Here is a 15,721-nt window from a genome sequence, read left to right as displayed (position 1 = left end):
TCGCGGCACGCGGCACAACAACGAATCGATCGGGAGGGAGCGATGAGGAAGTTCGTGTTCGGGATGCTGGCGCTGGGCGCCATGGCGCTGGCCGGCTGTTCCGGCGGCGGCGAGGGCAGCGGCGGCGAAGGCGGCGAGGGCAAGCCGATCACCGTCGGCTTCAGCCAGGTCGGCGCCGAGAGCGAGTGGCGCACCGCCAACACCCGCTCGGTGAAGGAGGCGCTGGCCGCGCCCGAGTTCCGCCTGCGCTTCTCCGACGCCCAGCAGAAGCAGGAAAACCAGATCAAGGCGATCCGCTCGTTCATCGCCCAGCGCGTGGACGTGATCGCGTTCTCGCCGGTGGTCGAGTCCGGCTGGGAGACGGTGCTGCGCGAGGCCAAGGCCGCCGGCATCCCGGTGGTGCTGACCGACCGCGCGGTGGACGTGTCCGACGACTCGCTGTACGTGACCCTGATCGGCTCGGACTTCGTCGAGGAAGGCCGCCGGGCCGCGCGCTGGCTGATCGAGGACAGCAAGGACAAGGAAGGGCCGATCCGCGTGGTCGAGCTGCAGGGCACCGTGGGTTCGGCCCCGGCCAACGACCGCATGCGCGGCTTCAAGGAAGTGATCGCCACCGATCCGCGCTTCCAGATCGTGCGCTCGCAGAGCGGCGACTTCACCCGCGCCAAGGGCAAGGAAGTGATGGAGGCCTTCCTCAAGGCCGAGGGTGGCCGCATCGACGTGCTGTTCGCGCACAACGACGACATGGCCATCGGCGCGATCCAGGCGATCGAGGAGGCCGGGCTGAAGCCGGGCCAGGACATCCGCATCGTCTCCATCGACGGCGTGCGCGGCGCGTTCGAGGCGATGAAGGCCGGCAAGCTCAACGCCACCGTGGAGTGCAACCCGCTGCTGGGCCCGCAGCTGGCGCAGCTGATCCGCGACGTGCACGCCGGGCGGCAGGTGCCCAAGCGCGTGGTGGTGGAGGAGGGCGTGTACACCATGGACCAGGCCGCCGCCGAACTGCCCAACCGGAAGTACTGATGGCGCCGGCGCAAGGGCACGCGCAGGGCGATGGCGGCCGCGGCGGGAGCGCGGCCGCGCCGGTCGTGCTGCAGGCCTCGGGCCTGCGCAAGCGCTTCGGCGCCACCCTGGCGCTGGACGACGCCGGGCTGGTGCTGCGTGCCGGCGAGATCCACGCGCTGATGGGCCAGAACGGCGCCGGCAAGTCCACCCTGATCAAGCTGGTCACCGGGGTCGAGCGTCCCGACGCCGGCCGCATCGAGCTGGACGGCCGCGAGGTCGCCCCGGGCACGCCGCTGGAAGCGCAGTCGCTGGGCATCAGCACGGTCTACCAGGAAGTGAACCTGTGCCCGAACCTGTCGGTGGCCGAGAACCTGTTCGCCGGGCGCTACCCGAAGCGGCGCTGGAGCGGCCTGATCGACTGGCCGAAGGTGCGCGCCGGCGCGCGCGAACTGCTGGCGCACCTGGGCCTGGACATCGACGTGGACCGCAGCCTGGGCAGCTACCCGGTGGCGGTGCAGCAGATGGTGGCCATCGCCCGCGCGCTGGGCGTGCAGGCGAAGGTGCTGGTGCTGGACGAGCCCACCTCCAGCCTGGACGAGGACGAGGTGCAGGCGCTGTTCGCGGTGATGCGCCGGCTGCGCGACCGCGGCATGGCGATCCTGTTCGTCACCCATTTCCTGGACCAGGTGTATGCGGTCTCCGACCGCATCACCGTGCTGCGCAACGGCACCCTGGTGGGCGAATACGCCGCATCGGAGCTGCCGCAGGGCGCGCTGGTGGCGGCCATGGTCGGGCGCGAGGTGGCGCTGGCCGGGGGGCGCGAGCCGGGGGAAAGCGTTGCGGCGGGCGAGGTGGTGGCCGAGGCGCGCGGCCTGGCCCGGCGCGGCGCGCTGCATCCGGTGGACCTGCAGCTGCGCGCCGGCGAGGTGCTGGGCCTGGGCGGGCTGCTGGGTTCCGGCCGCACCGAACTGGCGCGGCTGCTGTTCGGCCTCGATCGCGCCGACGCGGGCGAATTGCGCATCGGCGGCCAGGCGGTGCAGCTGCGGCATCCGGCCGAGGCGGTGGCGCGCGGGCTGGCGCTGTGCCCGGAGGAACGCAAGACCGAAGGCATCGTCGCCGGGCTGTCGGTGCGCGAGAACATCGTGCTGGCGCTGCAGGCGCGGCGCGGCTGGTGGCGCGCGCTGCCGCAGGCCAGGCAGGAGGAGATGGCGCGCGAATTCGTGCGCCTGCTCGGGATCAAGACCGCCGACATCGAGACGCCGGTGGGCGCGCTGTCCGGCGGCAACCAGCAGAAGGTGGTGCTGGCGCGCTGGCTGGCCACGCAGCCCTCGCTGCTGATCCTTGACGAACCGACCCGCGGCATCGACATCGCCGCCAAGCAGGAGATCATGGCCGAGGTGGTGAAACTGGCGCGGCAGGGCATGGCGGTGCTGTTCATTTCCGCCGAGATCGAGGAGCTGACCCGGCTCAGCGACCGCATCGCGGTGCTGCGCGAGCGGCGCAAGGCCGGCGAGCTGGACGGCGGCAGCGATGGCAGCCGGGTCCTGGACCTGATCGCGGGGCACGCATGAGCGAGGAACAGGCTCCCCTGGTGCAACCGGCACAGCCGCGGCCGCAGTCCGCGCGGCCGGGCCTGCGCGAGCGCCTGATGGCGCATCCGCTGCTGTGGCCGGCGCTGGCCCTGGTCCTGCTGCTGCTGGGCAACGCGCTGTTCAACCCCGGTTTCCTGGCGCTGCAGTGGCGCGACGGGCACCTGTACGGAAACCTCGTCGACATCGCCAACCGGGCGGCTCCACTTGCGCTGGTTTCGCTGGGCATGACCCTGGTGATCGCGGTGCGTGGCCTGGACATCTCGGTGGGCGCGGTGCTGGCGATCAGCGCCACGGTCGCGGCCTGGACCATCGCCCGCATGCAGGCCGGCGGCAGCGGGGGCCTGGCACCGCTGTTCGGCGCGATCGCCGCGGCGCTGGCGGTGGCCGCGCTGTGCGGGCTGTGGAATGGCGTGCTGGTGGTCAGGGTCGGGATGCAGCCGATCATCGCCACCCTGATCCTGATGGTGGCCGGGCGCGGGGTGGCCCAGCTGATCGGCGATGGGCAGATCCTCACCATCTACTACGCGCCCTACGCCTTCCTCGGCAACGGCTTCCTGTTCGGCCTGCCGTTCTCGCTGTTCGTGCTGGCGGCGGTGTTCGTGGGCCTGAAGCTGCTGCTGGACCGCACCGCGCTGGGGCTGTTCGTGCGCGCCATCGGCCACAACCCGGCCGCGGCCCACGTGGCCGGCATCCGCGCCCGCGCCATCGCCCTGTCGCTGTACGTGTTCTGCAGCTTCAGCGCCGGCCTGGCCGGGCTGCTGGTCAGCTCCAACGTGGCCAGCGCCGATGCCAACAACGCCGGCCAGCTGCTGGAGCTGGACGCGATCCTGGCCGTGGCCCTGGGCGGCAGCGCCCTGTCCGGTGGCCGCTTCAGCCTGGGCGGCAGCCTGCTGGGCGCGCTGATCATCCAGACCCTGACCACCACCATCTACGCCATCGGCGTGCCGCCGCAGGTCAACCTGGTGGTCAAGGCGCTGCTGGTGACCGCGGTGCTGCTGCTGCAGTCGCCGCAGTTCCGGGCCAAGGCCAGGACGCTGTTCAGCCGCAGGGAGGCACGCGCATGAGCATCGCGATGCGCGCCCCGGGGGCCGGCAACCTGCTGCGCCGGCTGCGCGAGCCCGGCCTGCTGTCGCTGGCGGTGACCCTGGCCCTGTTCGTGGCCATGTCCGCCGCCGGCGGCATCCTCTACGAAGGCTTCCTGTCGCCGCAGGTGTTCCTGAACCTGCTGATCGACAACGCCTTCCTGCTGATCGTCGCGGTCGGCATGACCTTCGTGATCCTCACCGGCGGCATCGACCTGTCGGTGGGCGCGGTGGTGGCCTTCACGACGGTGTTGCTGGCCAGCCTGGTGGAGAAACACGGCTGGCATCCGCTGGCGGCAATCCCGCTGGTGCTGCTGATCGGCACCGGCTTTGGCGCGCTGATGGGCGTGCTGATCGAACGCTACCGGCTGCAGCCGTTCGTGGTGACCCTGGCCGGCATGTTCCTGGCGCGCGGCGCGGCGACCCTGGTCAGCGTGGATTCGATTGGCATCAACCATGCCTTCCACGTGGCCGTGGCCAGCACCCGGGTGCCGCTGGGCGGCGGTGCCTCGCTCTCGGTGGCGGCGCTGGTGGCGCTGGCGGTGGTGGCGGCCGGTGTGGTGCTGGCCGGTTCCACCCGCTTCGGGCGCACGGTGTACGCCATTGGCGGCAGCGCGCAGTCGGCGGAGCTGATGGGCCTGCCGGTGGACGCGACCCTGATCAAGGTCTACGCCCTCAGCGGCTTCTGCTCGGCGCTGGCCGGCGTGGTCTACACGTTCTACATGCTCAGCGGCTACAGCCTGCACGGCATGGGCCTGGAGCTGGATGCGATCGCCGCGGTGGTGATCGGCGGCACCCTGCTCGCGGGCGGTAGCGGCTACGTGCTGGGTTCGCTGTTCGGGGTGCTGGTGCTGGGCCTGATCCAGACCCTGATCGTGTTCGACGGCACCCTCAGCTCGTGGTGGACGCGCATTGCCATCGGCGTGCTGCTGCTGGCGTTCTGCCTGTTGCAGCGCCTGCTGGCGCGGGGCGGTCAAGCGAGTGGAGGCGGTCATGGCTGACAAGTGGCTCCGTGCGCGCGCCGCGCGCGTGCTGGCGGCACTGGCATTGGCGGGCGCCTGGCTGCCGCTGCAGGCGGCCACGCCGGCGCTGGGCGAGGTCGCAAGTCCGGACGGCAGGCTGCGCGTGGAGATGGCGCTGGACGAGGCCGGCCGCCCCACCTGGCGGCTGCTGCGCGAAGGCCGCGAGGTGATCGCGCCGTCGCCGCTGGGCATGGTGGGCGAGGGCGTGGACCTGTCGCGCGGGCTGGCCTTCGCCGGTGCCGATCCGGTGCAGGCGGTGGCCGACGACTACGAGCTGCTGTCCGGCAAGCGCCGCCACAACCATTACCGCGCCAACCGCCGCGTGTTCCGCTGGGAGGATGGGCGGGGCCACGAGCTGGCCGTGGCCTGGCAGCTGTCCAACGATGGCGCCGCGTTCCGCTACGAGCTGCAGCGCCCGGTACCGGGGCTGGATACCTGGAAGCGCGATGCGGCCACGTTCCGCCTGCCGGCCGATGCCCATGCCTGGCTGCAGCCGCTGGCCGAGCCCAAGACCGGCTTCGGCCGCACCAATCCCTCCTACGAGGAGTACTACCTGCAGGACGTTGCGGTGGGCACGCCTTCGCCGCTGGGGCATGGCTGGGTGTTCCCGGCGTTGTTCCGCAGCGGGCAGGACTGGATCCTGCTCAGCGAGGGCAGCCTGCGCCGCGGCGATGCCGGCAGCCGCCTGCTCGATGGCGCGGTTCCGGGCGAGTACCTGCTCGGCTTCCCCGACGCACGCGAAGCCCTGCCGGGCGGGGCGGCGTTGCCGTGGATCGAGGCGTTCCCGTGGCGTTCGCCGTGGCGCATCGTCGCGGTGGGCGACCTGGCCACCGTGGCCGATTCCACCCTCGGCACCGACCTGGCCGACCCGCCGGCGGTGGCCGCGCCCTCGGTGCCGGGCAAGGCCTCGTGGAGCTGGCCGCTGCTGGGCGACGACCACACCGTGTTCGAGGTGCAGAAGCAGTTCGTCGACTACGCCGCGCGCATGGGCTGGCGCTACACCCTTGTGGACGCGCTGTGGGACGTGCAGATCGGCGAGGCGAAGATGCGCGAGCTGGTGGACTACGCACGCGGCAAGGGCGTGTCGGTGCTGGTCTGGTACAACTCGGCCGGCGACTGGAACGAGGCGCCGCAGACCCCGCGCAGCCGCCTGCTGGACCATGCCAGCCGGGTGCGCGAGTTCGACAAGCTCAAGGCCATGGGCGTGGCCGGGCTGAAGGTGGATTTCTTCGGCGGCGACGGCTCGTCGATGATCGCCTACTACCTGGACCTGCTGGCCGACTCGGCTCCGTACGGCTTCCAGATGAACTTCCACGGCTCGACCCTGCCGCGCGGCTGGCAGCGCACCTGGCCGCACCTGCAGACCATGGAAGCGGTGCGCGGGCTGGAGTTCGCCACCTTCGAGCAGGCCAATGCCGACCGCGTGCCGGTGCACGCGGCGACCCTGCCGTTCACCCGCAACGTGTTCGACCCGATGGACTTCACCCCGCTGGCCATGGTCAAGCTCAACGACCGCGTCCAGCGCCGCACCAGCGCGGCGTTCGAGCTGGCGCAGTCGGTGCTGTTCGTCTCCGGCATCCAGCACTACGCCGAGACCGCCGAGGGCATGGCGCAGGTGCCGGAGTACGTGCGCCACTTCCTTGCCGGCCTGCCGGAGGCATGGGACGACAGCCGCTTCATCGATGGCTACCCGGGCCGGTACGCGGTGTTCGTGCGCGAAGGCGGCGGGCGCCGCTACGTGGCCGGGATCAATGCCGGGCCGGGACCGCGCAGGATCGTGTTGGACGCCGGCAAGCTGGGCGGTGGCGTGCTGCGCGGCCAGCTGCTCACCGATGGCGGCGACGCGCCGGGCTTCGCGGAACGGCAGGTGGAGCTGGCGCCCGGCCGGCCGCTGGAACTGGAGCTGCCGGCTGCCGGCGGCTTCGTGCTGCAGCTGGATTGATGCGACGGCGCCCAGGGCGCGCCGCGCGGGGAGGCAAGTGATGGTGTTCGCGCGACCATTCGGGCTGGCGTGCCTGCTGATGTTGCTGCTGGCGGGCGGCGTGTCCGCGGTCGCTGCGCCAGCCAGCTGGACCGCCGACAACGGCAACGGCACCTACACCAACCCGATCTTCTACGACGAGTTCTCCGACCCGGACCTGGTCCGGGTGGACGACTGGTTCTACATGACCGGCACCACCATGCACGCGGTGCCTGGCCTGCCGCTGCTGCGCTCGCGCGACCTGGTGAACTGGGAATTCGTCTCGTACGCGCTCACGGAGTTCCCGCCCGGACCCGAGTACCGGCTGGAGGACGGCAAGGACCTGTACGGCCAGGGCATCTGGGCGCCGGTGCTGCGTTACCACGATGGCCGCTTCCATGTCTTCGCCAACATCAACGAGCGCGGCCTGCACGTGTTCACCGCCAGCGACCCGGCGGGGCCGTGGGACCACACGGTGATCGACCGCAACCTGCATGACCTGTCGGTGCTGTTCGACGACGACGGCCGGGTGTGGGCGGTGTTCAACTACAACGAGGTGCGGCTGGTGGAGCTCAAGCCGGACCTGTCCGGCGTGGTCGAGGGCAGCGAGCGGGTCATCATCCCGGCCGGCAATGGCATGGGCGAGGGCCACCACTTCTACAAGATCGACGGGCGCTACTACATCATCAGCGCCAACTACGCCCCGGTCGGGCGCATGCAGGCCGCGCGCGCCGACCGCCTCGACGGTCCATGGGAGACGGTGGCGATCAGCGCCAGCGAGAGCATGGGCTTCCAGCGCGGCTGGTGGGAGGACAGCGTGGGCCAGCGCTCGCCGGTTCCGGCCGACGGCGCGTCGTTCTCTTCGCACAAGCCCGCGGACAACGCGCTGGGCGCCGTGCCGCTGCACCAGGGCGGCATCGTGCAGGCGCCGGACGGCAGGTGGTGGGGCTTCTCGATGATGGACCTCAAGTCCGTCGGCCGCACCACCTTCCTGTCGCCGGTCACCTGGCACGATGGCTGGCCGTACTTCGGCCTGCCGGGCAACCTGGGGCGCACGCCGCGTACCTGGACCAAGCCGGTGGTGGACCCACGCATCCGGCCGCATGCGCCGTACGTGCGCAGCGACGCCTTCTCCGCGGCGCGGCTGCAGCCGGTGTGGCAGTGGAACCACCAGCCGCTGGACGGCAAGTGGTCGCTGCGCGAGCGCCCGGGCCACCTGCGCCTGCACGCGCTGCCGGCCGAAGGCTTCCTGCATGCGCGCAACAGCCTGACCCAGCGCGTGGTGGGCCCGGAGGCCACGGCCACCGTGGTGCTGGATGCATCCGGGTTGCAGCCGGGCGACGTGGCCGGGCTGGGCCTGCTGAACATGCCGGCGGCGTGGCTGGCGGTGGTGCAGGAGGACGGACGCCGCGTGCTGCGTTGGTATTCGCAGGCGCAGGACCGCCGGGTCGAGGTGCCACTGCCCCGGGCCCGCGTGCACCTGCGCGTGCGCGGCGACCACGACGAGGACCTGGCCTGGTTCTCCTGGAGTGCGGACGGGCGCCGCTTCCACGACATCGGCGAGCCGGTGCGGCTGCCGTACCAGCTCAAGACCTTCCAGGGCTCGCGCTACGCGCTGTTCGCGTACAACAGCGCCGGGCGCGAAGGCGGATATGCGGACTTCGACCGTTTCGACCTGCACGAGCCGCTGGCCGACCGCTCGCGCAACATCCCGCTGGGCAAGGTGGTGAGGCTGGAGAACCTGGGCGATGGCAGCGTGGCCGCAGTCCATCCGCTGGGCGTGGTGCAACCGGTGGCGGCCGACGACGGGAAGGCGCGGTCGCCGTCTGCCCGTTTCCGCGTGCATGACCGCGGCAATGGCCAGGTGGCGCTGGAAGCGATGGATGGCAGCGGCTTCCTGACCGTGGTCGGCATCGGCCTGTCCGCCGACGTGCGCCTGTTGCCCGAGCATCCGGTGGACAGCCGCTTCATGTGGCAGGACCTGCTGCGCGGCCAGTTCATGCTGCTGTCGATGAAGACCCACCGCTACCTGGGCATCCTGCCCGGCAGCGGCGAGCCCTATGCCGCCGACCGCCCCGGCACGCGACCCGACCGTCGCGACGGCACGGTGCTGGCGTGGAAGCTGGCGGAGGACTAGCCAAGGCAGCGGCCCTGGCCCTGCCCGCGCCACGTTCCGCGAACTCCGAATCCCGGATCCCGGATCCCGAGCCCTTCAGACCTCCAGCGAAGCCGCGCCCCTGCGCCGTTGAAATGCGACGACGTCGGGGCCGTCGCCACGGCCCAGCAGTCTGGACGTGCGAGGCTTTAGACCTCTAACGAGGCCGCGCCCCTGCGCCGTTGAAGTGCGACGACGTCTGGGCCGTCGCCACGGCCCAGCAGTCTGGACGTGCGAGGCTTTTAGACCTCTAACGAGGCCGCGCCCCTGCGCCGTTGAAGTGCGACGACGTCTGGGCCGTCGCCACGGCCCAGCAGTCTGGACGTGCGAGGCTTTTAGACCTCTAACGAGGCCAGATCGCCCTTCGTCTCCAGCCACGCCTTGCGATCGCTTGCCCGCTTCTTGGCCAGCAGCATGTCCATCAGCGCGCGGGTCTGTTCACCGTCGTCGACGGTCAGCTGCACCAGGCGGCGGGTGTCGGGGTGGATGGTGGACTCGCGCAGCTGCTGCGGGTTCATCTCGCCCAGGCCCTTGAAGCGGGTCACGCTGACCTGGCCCTTGATCTTCTCGCGGGCGATCTTCTCCAGCAGCAGGCGCTTCTCTTCCTCGTCCAGGGCGTAGAACACCTGCTTGCCCACGTCCACGCGGAACAGTGGCGGCATGGCCACGAACACGTGGCCGGCGGCGACCAGGGCCGGGAAGTGGCGCAGGAACAGCGCCGACAGCAGGGTGGCGATGTGCAGGCCGTCGGAGTCGGCGTCGGCCAGGATCACGATCTTGCCGTAGCGCAGGCCCGACAGGTCGTCCTTGCCCGGATCGCAGCCGATGGCCACGGCCAGGTCGTGCACTTCCTGCGAGGCCAGCACGCTGCCGGAGGCCACTTCCCAGGTGTTGAGGATCTTGCCGCGCAGCGGGAGGATGGCCTGGAAGTCCTTGTCGCGCGCCTGCTTGGCACTGCCGCCGGCCGAGTCGCCTTCCACCAGGAACAGCTCGGTGCGCGACAGGTCCTGGCTGATGCAATCGGCCAGCTTGCCGGGCAGGGCCGGGCCCTGGGTGACCTTCTTGCGGACGACCTGCTTCTCGGTCTTCAGGCGCGCGCTGGCGCGCTCGATCGCGATCTGGGCGATGCGCTCGCCCATGTCCACGTTCTGGTTCAGCCACAGGCTGAAGGCGTCGTGCACGGCGCTCTCGATGAAGCCGGCGGCCTGGCGCGAGGACAGGCGCTCCTTGGTCTGGCCGCTGAACTGCGGGTCGCTCATCTTCAGCGACAGCACGAAGGCGACGCGGTCCCACACGTCCTCCGGCGCCAGCTTGACCCCGCGCGGCAGCAGGTTGCGGAAGTCGCAGAACTCGCGCAGCGCGTCGGTCAGGCCCGAGCGCAGGCCGTTGACGTGGGTGCCGTGCTGGGCGGTGGGGATCAGGTTGACGTAGCTCTCCTGGACCAGCTCGCCCTCCGGGACCCAGGCCACGGCCCAGTCCACCACCTCGGTCTCCTTCTTCAGCGAGCCGGTGAACAGCTCCGGCGGCAGCAGCTCGCGGCCGGCCAGTTCGCCCTTGAGGTAGTCGCGCAGGCCGTCCTCGTAGTGCCAGGTGTCGCGCTCGCCGGAGGCCTCGTCGAACAGGGTCACGGTCAGGCCGGGGCACAGCACGGCCTTGGCGCGCAGCAGGTGGCGCAGGGCGCGGACGTTGATCTTCGGGCTGTCGAAGTACTTCGGGTCCGGCCAGAAGCGCACGCGGGTGCCGGTGTTCTTCTTGCCGACGGTGCCGACCACCTCCAGCGGGGTGGCGCGGTTGCCGTCGCGGAAGGTGATGCGGTGCTCGGCGCCGTCGCGCTTGATGTGCACCTCGACCAGGGTGGACAGGGCGTTGACCACGCTCACGCCCACGCCGTGCAGGCCGCCGGAGAAGGTGTAGTTCTTGTTGCTGAACTTGCCGCCCGCGTGCAGGCGGGTGAGGATCAGTTCCACGCCCGGGATCTTCTCCTCGGGGTGGATGTCCACCGGCATGCCGCGGCCGTCGTCGGCCACCTCGCAGCTGCCGTCGCGGTACAGGGTGACCTCGACCGAGCGCGCATGCCCGGCCAGCGCCTCGTCCACCGCGTTGTCGATCACCTCCTGCGCCAGGTGGTTGGGGCGCGAGGTGTCGGTATACATGCCGGGCCGGCGCTTGACCGGGTCCAGGCCGGACAGGACTTCGATGTCGGCGGCGTTGTAACGGCTGCTCATGGAACCTTCGGTGACGCGGTAAAGACGCGCAAGTGTGCGGCCTGTCTGCCGTTTTTGCACGCCCGCCAGCCCGTTCAGGCCGGCGCAGGGCGCGCGGACGTATAACCGGGGCCGCGGCACGAGCCGCGGCCGGCCGCCCCCCGTGGCCGGCGCAATGCCCCCCCAAGCGGAGGAACGCCATGAACCGACGCCTGATCTGGAGCGCAGTGGCCGCCGCGGTGGCGGTCGCGGCCATCGCCGTCCCGGCGCTGGCCCAGGAGCGCAAGGCCGAGGGCCGCCAGGGTGCGCTGGCCGAGCACAAGGCCCAGGAGGCCAGGGACAATGCCGAGGCCGACGAGCGCGCCCGCCGCCGCGAGGCGGCCCGGTCCGGCCAGGACCCGCGCAACAAGTCGCGCCCGCAGCGCGAAGAGGAAGAAGAGCAGCGCGAACGGCGCTGAAGGCGCCCGTTCAGGACCTGTTCCAGGCCCGCCGGCCCTTGCCCGGCGGGCTTTTTCGTCGGCTCCGGGCGCGCCGGCGGGTAGCCGCCGGCTTGGGCTCGGGCGGTCGAGCCGGTAAACTACGGCTTTCCGGAGCCCCGCCAAATGACTCCCCTGATCTTCGTTACCGGCGGCGTGGTGTCCTCGCTAGGCAAGGGCATCGCCGCCGCTTCGCTCGCGTCCATCCTCGAGGCCCGTGGCCTGCGGGTCACGATGATGAAGCTGGACCCCTACATCAACGTGGACCCGGGCACCATGAGCCCGTTCCAGCACGGCGAGGTCTACGTCACCGACGACGGCGCCGAGACCGACCTGGACCTGGGCCACTACGAGCGCTTCGTGCGCACCCGCCTGAGCCGCAAGAATTCGGTCACCACCGGCCGGATCTACGCCGAGGTGATCCGCAAGGAGCGCCGCGGCGACTACCTCGGCGCCACCGTGCAGGTGATCCCGCACATCACCGACGAGATCCGCCGCTGCATCGACGAGGCCACCGAGGGCTACGACGTGGCCCTGGTCGAGATCGGCGGCACGGTGGGCGACATCGAGTCGCTGCCGTTCCTGGAGGCGATCCGCCAGATCCGTGCCGAGCGCGGCCCGGAGAAGGCGCTGTTCATGCACCTGACCCTGGTGCCGTGGATCGCCGCCGCCGGCGAGCTGAAGACCAAGCCGACCCAGCACTCGGTCAAGGAACTGCGCTCGATCGGCATCCAGCCGGACGTGCTGCTGTGCCGTTCCGAGCAGCCGCTGCCGGATGGCGAGCGCCGCAAGATCGCGCTGTTCACCAACGTCCCCGAGCGCGCCGTCATCTCGGTGCAGGACGTGGACGTGCTGTACAAGCTGCCGCTGGAGCTGCACGCCCAGGGCCTGGACGCGCTGGTGGTCGACCGCCTGCGCCTGCAGCCGCCGCGCCCGGCCGACCTGCACGAGTGGGAGGCCGCGGTCGACGCCACGGTCAACCCGGTGGACGAGGTCACCATCGCCGTGGTCGGCAAGTACGTGGACCACAAGGACGCGTACAAGTCGGTGGGCGAGGCGCTCAAGCACGGCGGCCTGCGCCAGCGCACCCGGGTCAACCTGAAGTGGCTGGAGTCGCAGGACATGGAGACCGCAGGCGCCGAGGCGCTGCTGGCCGACGTGGACGGCATCCTGGTCCCGGGCGGCTTCGGCGACCGCGGCTTCGAGGGCAAGGTCCTGACCTCGAAGTTCGCGCGCGAGCACGGTATCCCGTACTTCGGCATCTGCTACGGCATGCAGGCGGCGGTGGTGGACTTCGCCCGCCACCGCGCCGGGCTGGAAGGCGCCAACAGCACCGAGAACGACAAGCAGTGCCCGCACCCGGTGATCGGCCTGATCACCGAGTGGCGCACCAGCACCGGCGAGGTGGAGAAGCGCGACGAGAAGTCCGACCTGGGCGGCACCATGCGCCTGGGCCTGCAGGAGCAGCGGCTCAAGCCGGGCACCCTGGCGCGCGAGCTGTACGGCAAGGACGTGGTCGCCGAGCGCCACCGCCACCGCTACGAGTTCAACAACCGCTACCGTACCCAGCTGGAGGACGCCGGCCTGGTCATCTCGGCCAAGTCGATGGACGACACCCTGGTGGAGATGGTGGAGCTGCCGCGCAACGAGCATCCGTGGTTCCTGGCCTGCCAGGCCCACCCGGAGTTCCTGTCCACCCCGCGCGAGGGCCATCCGCTGTTCGTCGGCTTCATCCGCGCCGCGCGCGAGAAGAAGGCCGGCGGCAAGCTGCTGAAGGAGGCGCGGGCCTGAGGCCCGCCGCCCGGTTGGCGCGCCCTTCGCGCCGGCCGGGGTGAACCGATCGTCCAGTCGCCGGCGCCGCGCGCCGGCCGCCGTCCCCGGAAGAGGAAGAAGCAATGAAACTGTGTGGATTCGAAGTCGGCCTGGACCAGCCGCTGTTCCTGATCGCCGGCCCCTGCGTGATCGAATCGATGCAGCTGCAGCTGGACGTGGCCGGCAGGCTCAAGGAGATCACCGGCAAGCTGGGCATCAACTTCATCTTCAAGTCCAGCTTCGACAAGGCCAACCGCACCTCCGGCAGCAGCTTCCGCGGCCCGGGCCTGGAGGAGGGCCTGAAGGTGCTGGCCGAGGTCAAGCGCCAGATCGGCGTGCCGGTGCTGACCGACGTGCACGAATACACCCCGCTGCAGGAGGTGGCCGCGGTGGTGGACGTGCTGCAGACCCCGGCGTTCCTGGTGCGGCAGACCGACTTCATCCGCAACGTGTGCTCGGCCGGCAAGCCGGTGAACATCAAGAAGGGCCAGTTCCTGTCGCCGTGGGACATGAAGCCGGTGGTGGAGAAGGCCAAGTCCACCGGCAACGAGCAGATCCTGGTGTGCGAGCGCGGCGCCAGCTTCGGCTACAACAACCTGGTCAGCGACATGCGCTCGCTGAGCGTGATGCGGCAGACCGGCTGCCCGGTGGTGTTCGACGCCACCCATTCGGTGCAGCTGCCGGGCGGCCAGGGCACCAGCTCCGGTGGCCAGCGCGAGTTCGTGCCGGTGCTGGCGCGCGCGGCGGTGGCCGTGGGCGTGGCCGGCCTGTTCGCCGAGACCCACCCGGATCCGGCCAAGGCCCTGTCCGACGGCCCCAATGCCTGGCCGCTGGGCAAGATGGAGGCGCTGCTGGAAACCCTGCTGGCGCTGGACTCGATCACCAAGAAGCACGGCTTCATCGAACAGACCCTCTGAAACCGCCCCGTGGGGGTGGCCAGGGCACGACCAGGCGGGCGCCCCAGGGCGCCCGTCCTGCGTTCCGGGGCGGCCGTTTCCGCGGCAACGAAGGCGGGCCGCCGCAAGTGGCGGAAAAGCCCGGGAAAAGCCGCCAAAGCCGGGCCCGGCTCCGTTAAACTTCCGGACGACTCCACCCACCGGACGCTAGCCATCCCAATGACCAGCATCGCCAAGATCCACGCCCGCGAAATCCTCGACAGCCGCGGCAACCCCACCCTCGAAGCCGAGGTCACCCTGGCCGATGGTTCCTTCGGCCGTGCCGCGGTGCCGTCCGGCGCCTCCACCGGCACCAAGGAGGCGGTGGAGCTGCGCGACGGCGACAAGACCCGCTACCTGGGCAAGGGCGTGAAGAACGCGGTGGCCAACGTCAACGGCGCCATCGCCGAGGCCCTGGCCGGCTTCGACGCCGCCGACCAGCAGGGCCTGGACCGCCGCCTGATCGACCTGGACGGCACCGAGAACAAGGGCCGCCTGGGCGCCAACGCGCTGCTGGGCGTGTCGCTGGCCGCCGCCCATGCCGTGGCCGCCTCGAAGAAGCAGCCGCTGTGGCAGTACATCGCCTCGATCACCGAGTCGAACGTGTCGCTGCCGGTGCCGATGATGAACATCATCAACGGCGGCGCCCACGCCGACAACAACGTCGACTTCCAGGAGTTCATGATCCTGCCGGTCGGCGCCTCCTCGTTCTCCGAGGCCCTGCGCGCCGGCACCGAGGTGTTCCACTCGCTCAAGTCCGTGCTCAAGGGCCACGGCCTGAGCACCGCGGTGGGCGACGAGGGCGGCTTCGCCCCGGACTTCCGCAGCAATGTCGAGGCCCTGGACACCATCCTGGAGGCCATTGGCAAGGCCGGCTACAAGGCCGGCGAGGACGTGCTGCTGGGCCTGGACGTGGCCTCCAGCGAGTTCTACGACAACGGCAAGTACCACCTGGTGGGCGAGAACAAGCGCCTGTCCTCCGAGCAGTTCGTCGACTTCCTGGCCGACTGGGTCGCCCAGTACCCGATCATCACCATCGAGGACGGCCTGGCCGAGGACGACTGGGCCGGCTGGAAGCAGCTGACCGAGCGCCTGGGCAGCAAGGTGCAGCTGGTCGGCGACGACCTGTTCGTGACCAACCCGAAGATCCTCAAGCAGGGCATCGACTCGGGCACCGCCAACGCGATCCTGATCAAGGTCAACCAGATCGGTACCCTGAGCGAGACCCTGGACGCCATCGCCATGGCGCACAAGGCCGGCTACGCCTCGATCGTCTCGCACCGCTCGGGCGAGACCGAGGACACCACGATCTCGGACATCGCCGTGGCCACCACAGCGACCCAGATCAAGACCGGCTCGCTGTGCCGCAGCGACCGCGTGGCCAAGTACAACCAGCTGCTGCGCATCGAGGAAGCGCTGGGCGGCTCGGCCCGCTACGCCGGCCGCGACGCCTTCGTCTCGCTGAAGCGCTGAGGGAG

The 15,721-nt window shown here is 70.6% G+C and carries 11 protein-coding genes; 10 read left to right on the top strand and 1 reads right to left on the bottom strand.

The annotated features are described in order from the left end of the window. Nucleotides 1-42 precede the first annotated feature (42 nt). From EIM48_RS00795 to EIM48_RS00770, 6 genes are read left to right on the top strand one after another with little or no spacing between them, the layout of a single operon-like run. Nucleotides 43-1,023, top strand: coding sequence for an ABC transporter substrate-binding protein (locus EIM48_RS00795; protein WP_019397715.1), 981 nt, complete (start codon nucleotides 43-45; stop codon nucleotides 1,021-1,023). Then, nucleotides 1,023-2,576, top strand: a complete 1,554-nt coding sequence (locus tag EIM48_RS00790; RefSeq protein ID WP_125076552.1) for a sugar ABC transporter ATP-binding protein — start codon at nucleotides 1,023-1,025, stop codon at nucleotides 2,574-2,576. Before EIM48_RS00795 ends, EIM48_RS00790 begins: the two co-directional genes overlap by 1 nt. Then, nucleotides 2,573-3,661, top strand: a complete 1,089-nt coding sequence (locus EIM48_RS00785) for an ABC transporter permease (protein ID WP_199728364.1) — start codon at nucleotides 2,573-2,575, stop codon at nucleotides 3,659-3,661. Before EIM48_RS00790 ends, EIM48_RS00785 begins: the two co-directional genes overlap by 4 nt. Continuing rightward, nucleotides 3,658-4,680 carry a galactofuranose ABC transporter, permease protein YjfF gene (gene yjfF / locus EIM48_RS00780; protein WP_019397712.1) on the top strand — a complete coding sequence of 341 codons (1,023 nt, stop codon included), beginning with the start codon at nucleotides 3,658-3,660 and terminating at the stop codon, nucleotides 4,678-4,680. Before EIM48_RS00785 ends, yjfF begins: the two co-directional genes overlap by 4 nt. Beyond that, complete coding sequence (locus EIM48_RS00775) at nucleotides 4,673-6,643, top strand: glycoside hydrolase family 97 protein (protein WP_028915785.1); 1,971 nt, start codon at nucleotides 4,673-4,675, stop codon at nucleotides 6,641-6,643. Before yjfF ends, EIM48_RS00775 begins: the two co-directional genes overlap by 8 nt. A 40-nt stretch (nucleotides 6,644-6,683) precedes the next feature. Then, nucleotides 6,684-8,798, top strand: a complete 2,115-nt coding sequence (locus EIM48_RS00770; RefSeq protein ID WP_199728363.1) for a glycoside hydrolase 43 family protein — start codon at nucleotides 6,684-6,686, stop codon at nucleotides 8,796-8,798. A 353-nt stretch (nucleotides 8,799-9,151) separates the two neighbouring features. Here the strand turns inward: EIM48_RS00770 and parE are convergent, their stop codons facing one another. Next, nucleotides 9,152-11,041 (bottom strand): DNA topoisomerase IV subunit B, encoded by a 1,890-nt coding sequence (gene parE, locus EIM48_RS00765; protein ID WP_028915352.1) that lies wholly within the window; start codon nucleotides 11,039-11,041, stop codon nucleotides 9,152-9,154. Between the two features lie 179 nt (nucleotides 11,042-11,220). On the opposite strand from parE, the gene EIM48_RS00760 reads away from it, so the two are divergent. From EIM48_RS00760 to eno, 4 genes are all read left to right on the top strand, one after another. Further along, nucleotides 11,221-11,478: a hypothetical protein gene (locus EIM48_RS00760; RefSeq protein WP_019397708.1), complete on the top strand. Its 258-nt coding sequence runs from the start codon at nucleotides 11,221-11,223 to the stop codon at nucleotides 11,476-11,478. Between the two features lie 144 nt (nucleotides 11,479-11,622). Next, complete coding sequence (locus tag EIM48_RS00755) at nucleotides 11,623-13,287, top strand: CTP synthase (protein ID WP_028915353.1); 1,665 nt, start codon at nucleotides 11,623-11,625, stop codon at nucleotides 13,285-13,287. A gap of 104 nt (nucleotides 13,288-13,391) precedes the next feature. Continuing rightward, a complete protein-coding gene (gene kdsA / locus EIM48_RS00750) occupies nucleotides 13,392-14,225 on the top strand; it encodes a 3-deoxy-8-phosphooctulonate synthase (protein ID WP_125108364.1) in 834 nt (277 codons plus the stop codon). A gap of 198 nt (nucleotides 14,226-14,423) precedes the next feature. Then, nucleotides 14,424-15,716, top strand: coding sequence for a phosphopyruvate hydratase (eno, locus tag EIM48_RS00745; RefSeq protein ID WP_019397577.1), 1,293 nt, complete (start codon nucleotides 14,424-14,426; stop codon nucleotides 15,714-15,716). The last annotated feature ends 5 nt before the right edge of the window (nucleotides 15,717-15,721 follow it).

This window comes from Pseudoxanthomonas sp. SGNA-20 (genome assembly GCF_003931635.1).
Classification (GTDB): Bacteria; Pseudomonadota; Gammaproteobacteria; order Xanthomonadales; family Xanthomonadaceae; genus Pseudoxanthomonas.
The sequence above is the reverse complement of the archived record's forward strand: the minus strand, read 5'-3'. Positions and strand labels throughout refer to the sequence as shown.

What these genes read in the sequence shown, in the direction of transcription:
- EIM48_RS00770 (WP_199728363.1), top strand. Translation starts at nt 6,684, where the DNA reads ATGGTGTTCGCGCGACCATTCGGGCTGGCGTGCCTGCTGATGTTGCTG.
- EIM48_RS00795 (WP_019397715.1), top strand. Translation starts at nt 43, where the DNA reads ATGAGGAAGTTCGTGTTCGGGATGCTGGCGCTGGGCGCCATGGCGCTG.
- parE (WP_028915352.1), bottom strand. Translation starts at nt 11,041, where the DNA reads ATGAGCAGCCGTTACAACGCCGCCGACATCGAAGTCCTGTCCGGCCTG.
- kdsA (WP_125108364.1), top strand. Translation starts at nt 13,392, where the DNA reads ATGAAACTGTGTGGATTCGAAGTCGGCCTGGACCAGCCGCTGTTCCTG.
- yjfF (WP_019397712.1), top strand. Translation starts at nt 3,658, where the DNA reads ATGAGCATCGCGATGCGCGCCCCGGGGGCCGGCAACCTGCTGCGCCGG.
- EIM48_RS00760 (WP_019397708.1), top strand. Translation starts at nt 11,221, where the DNA reads ATGAACCGACGCCTGATCTGGAGCGCAGTGGCCGCCGCGGTGGCGGTC.
- EIM48_RS00755 (WP_028915353.1), top strand. Translation starts at nt 11,623, where the DNA reads ATGACTCCCCTGATCTTCGTTACCGGCGGCGTGGTGTCCTCGCTAGGC.
- EIM48_RS00775 (WP_028915785.1), top strand. Translation starts at nt 4,673, where the DNA reads ATGGCTGACAAGTGGCTCCGTGCGCGCGCCGCGCGCGTGCTGGCGGCA.
- eno (WP_019397577.1), top strand. Translation starts at nt 14,424, where the DNA reads ATGACCAGCATCGCCAAGATCCACGCCCGCGAAATCCTCGACAGCCGC.
- EIM48_RS00785 (WP_199728364.1), top strand. Translation starts at nt 2,573, where the DNA reads ATGAGCGAGGAACAGGCTCCCCTGGTGCAACCGGCACAGCCGCGGCCG.
- EIM48_RS00790 (WP_125076552.1), top strand. Translation starts at nt 1,023, where the DNA reads ATGGCGCCGGCGCAAGGGCACGCGCAGGGCGATGGCGGCCGCGGCGGG.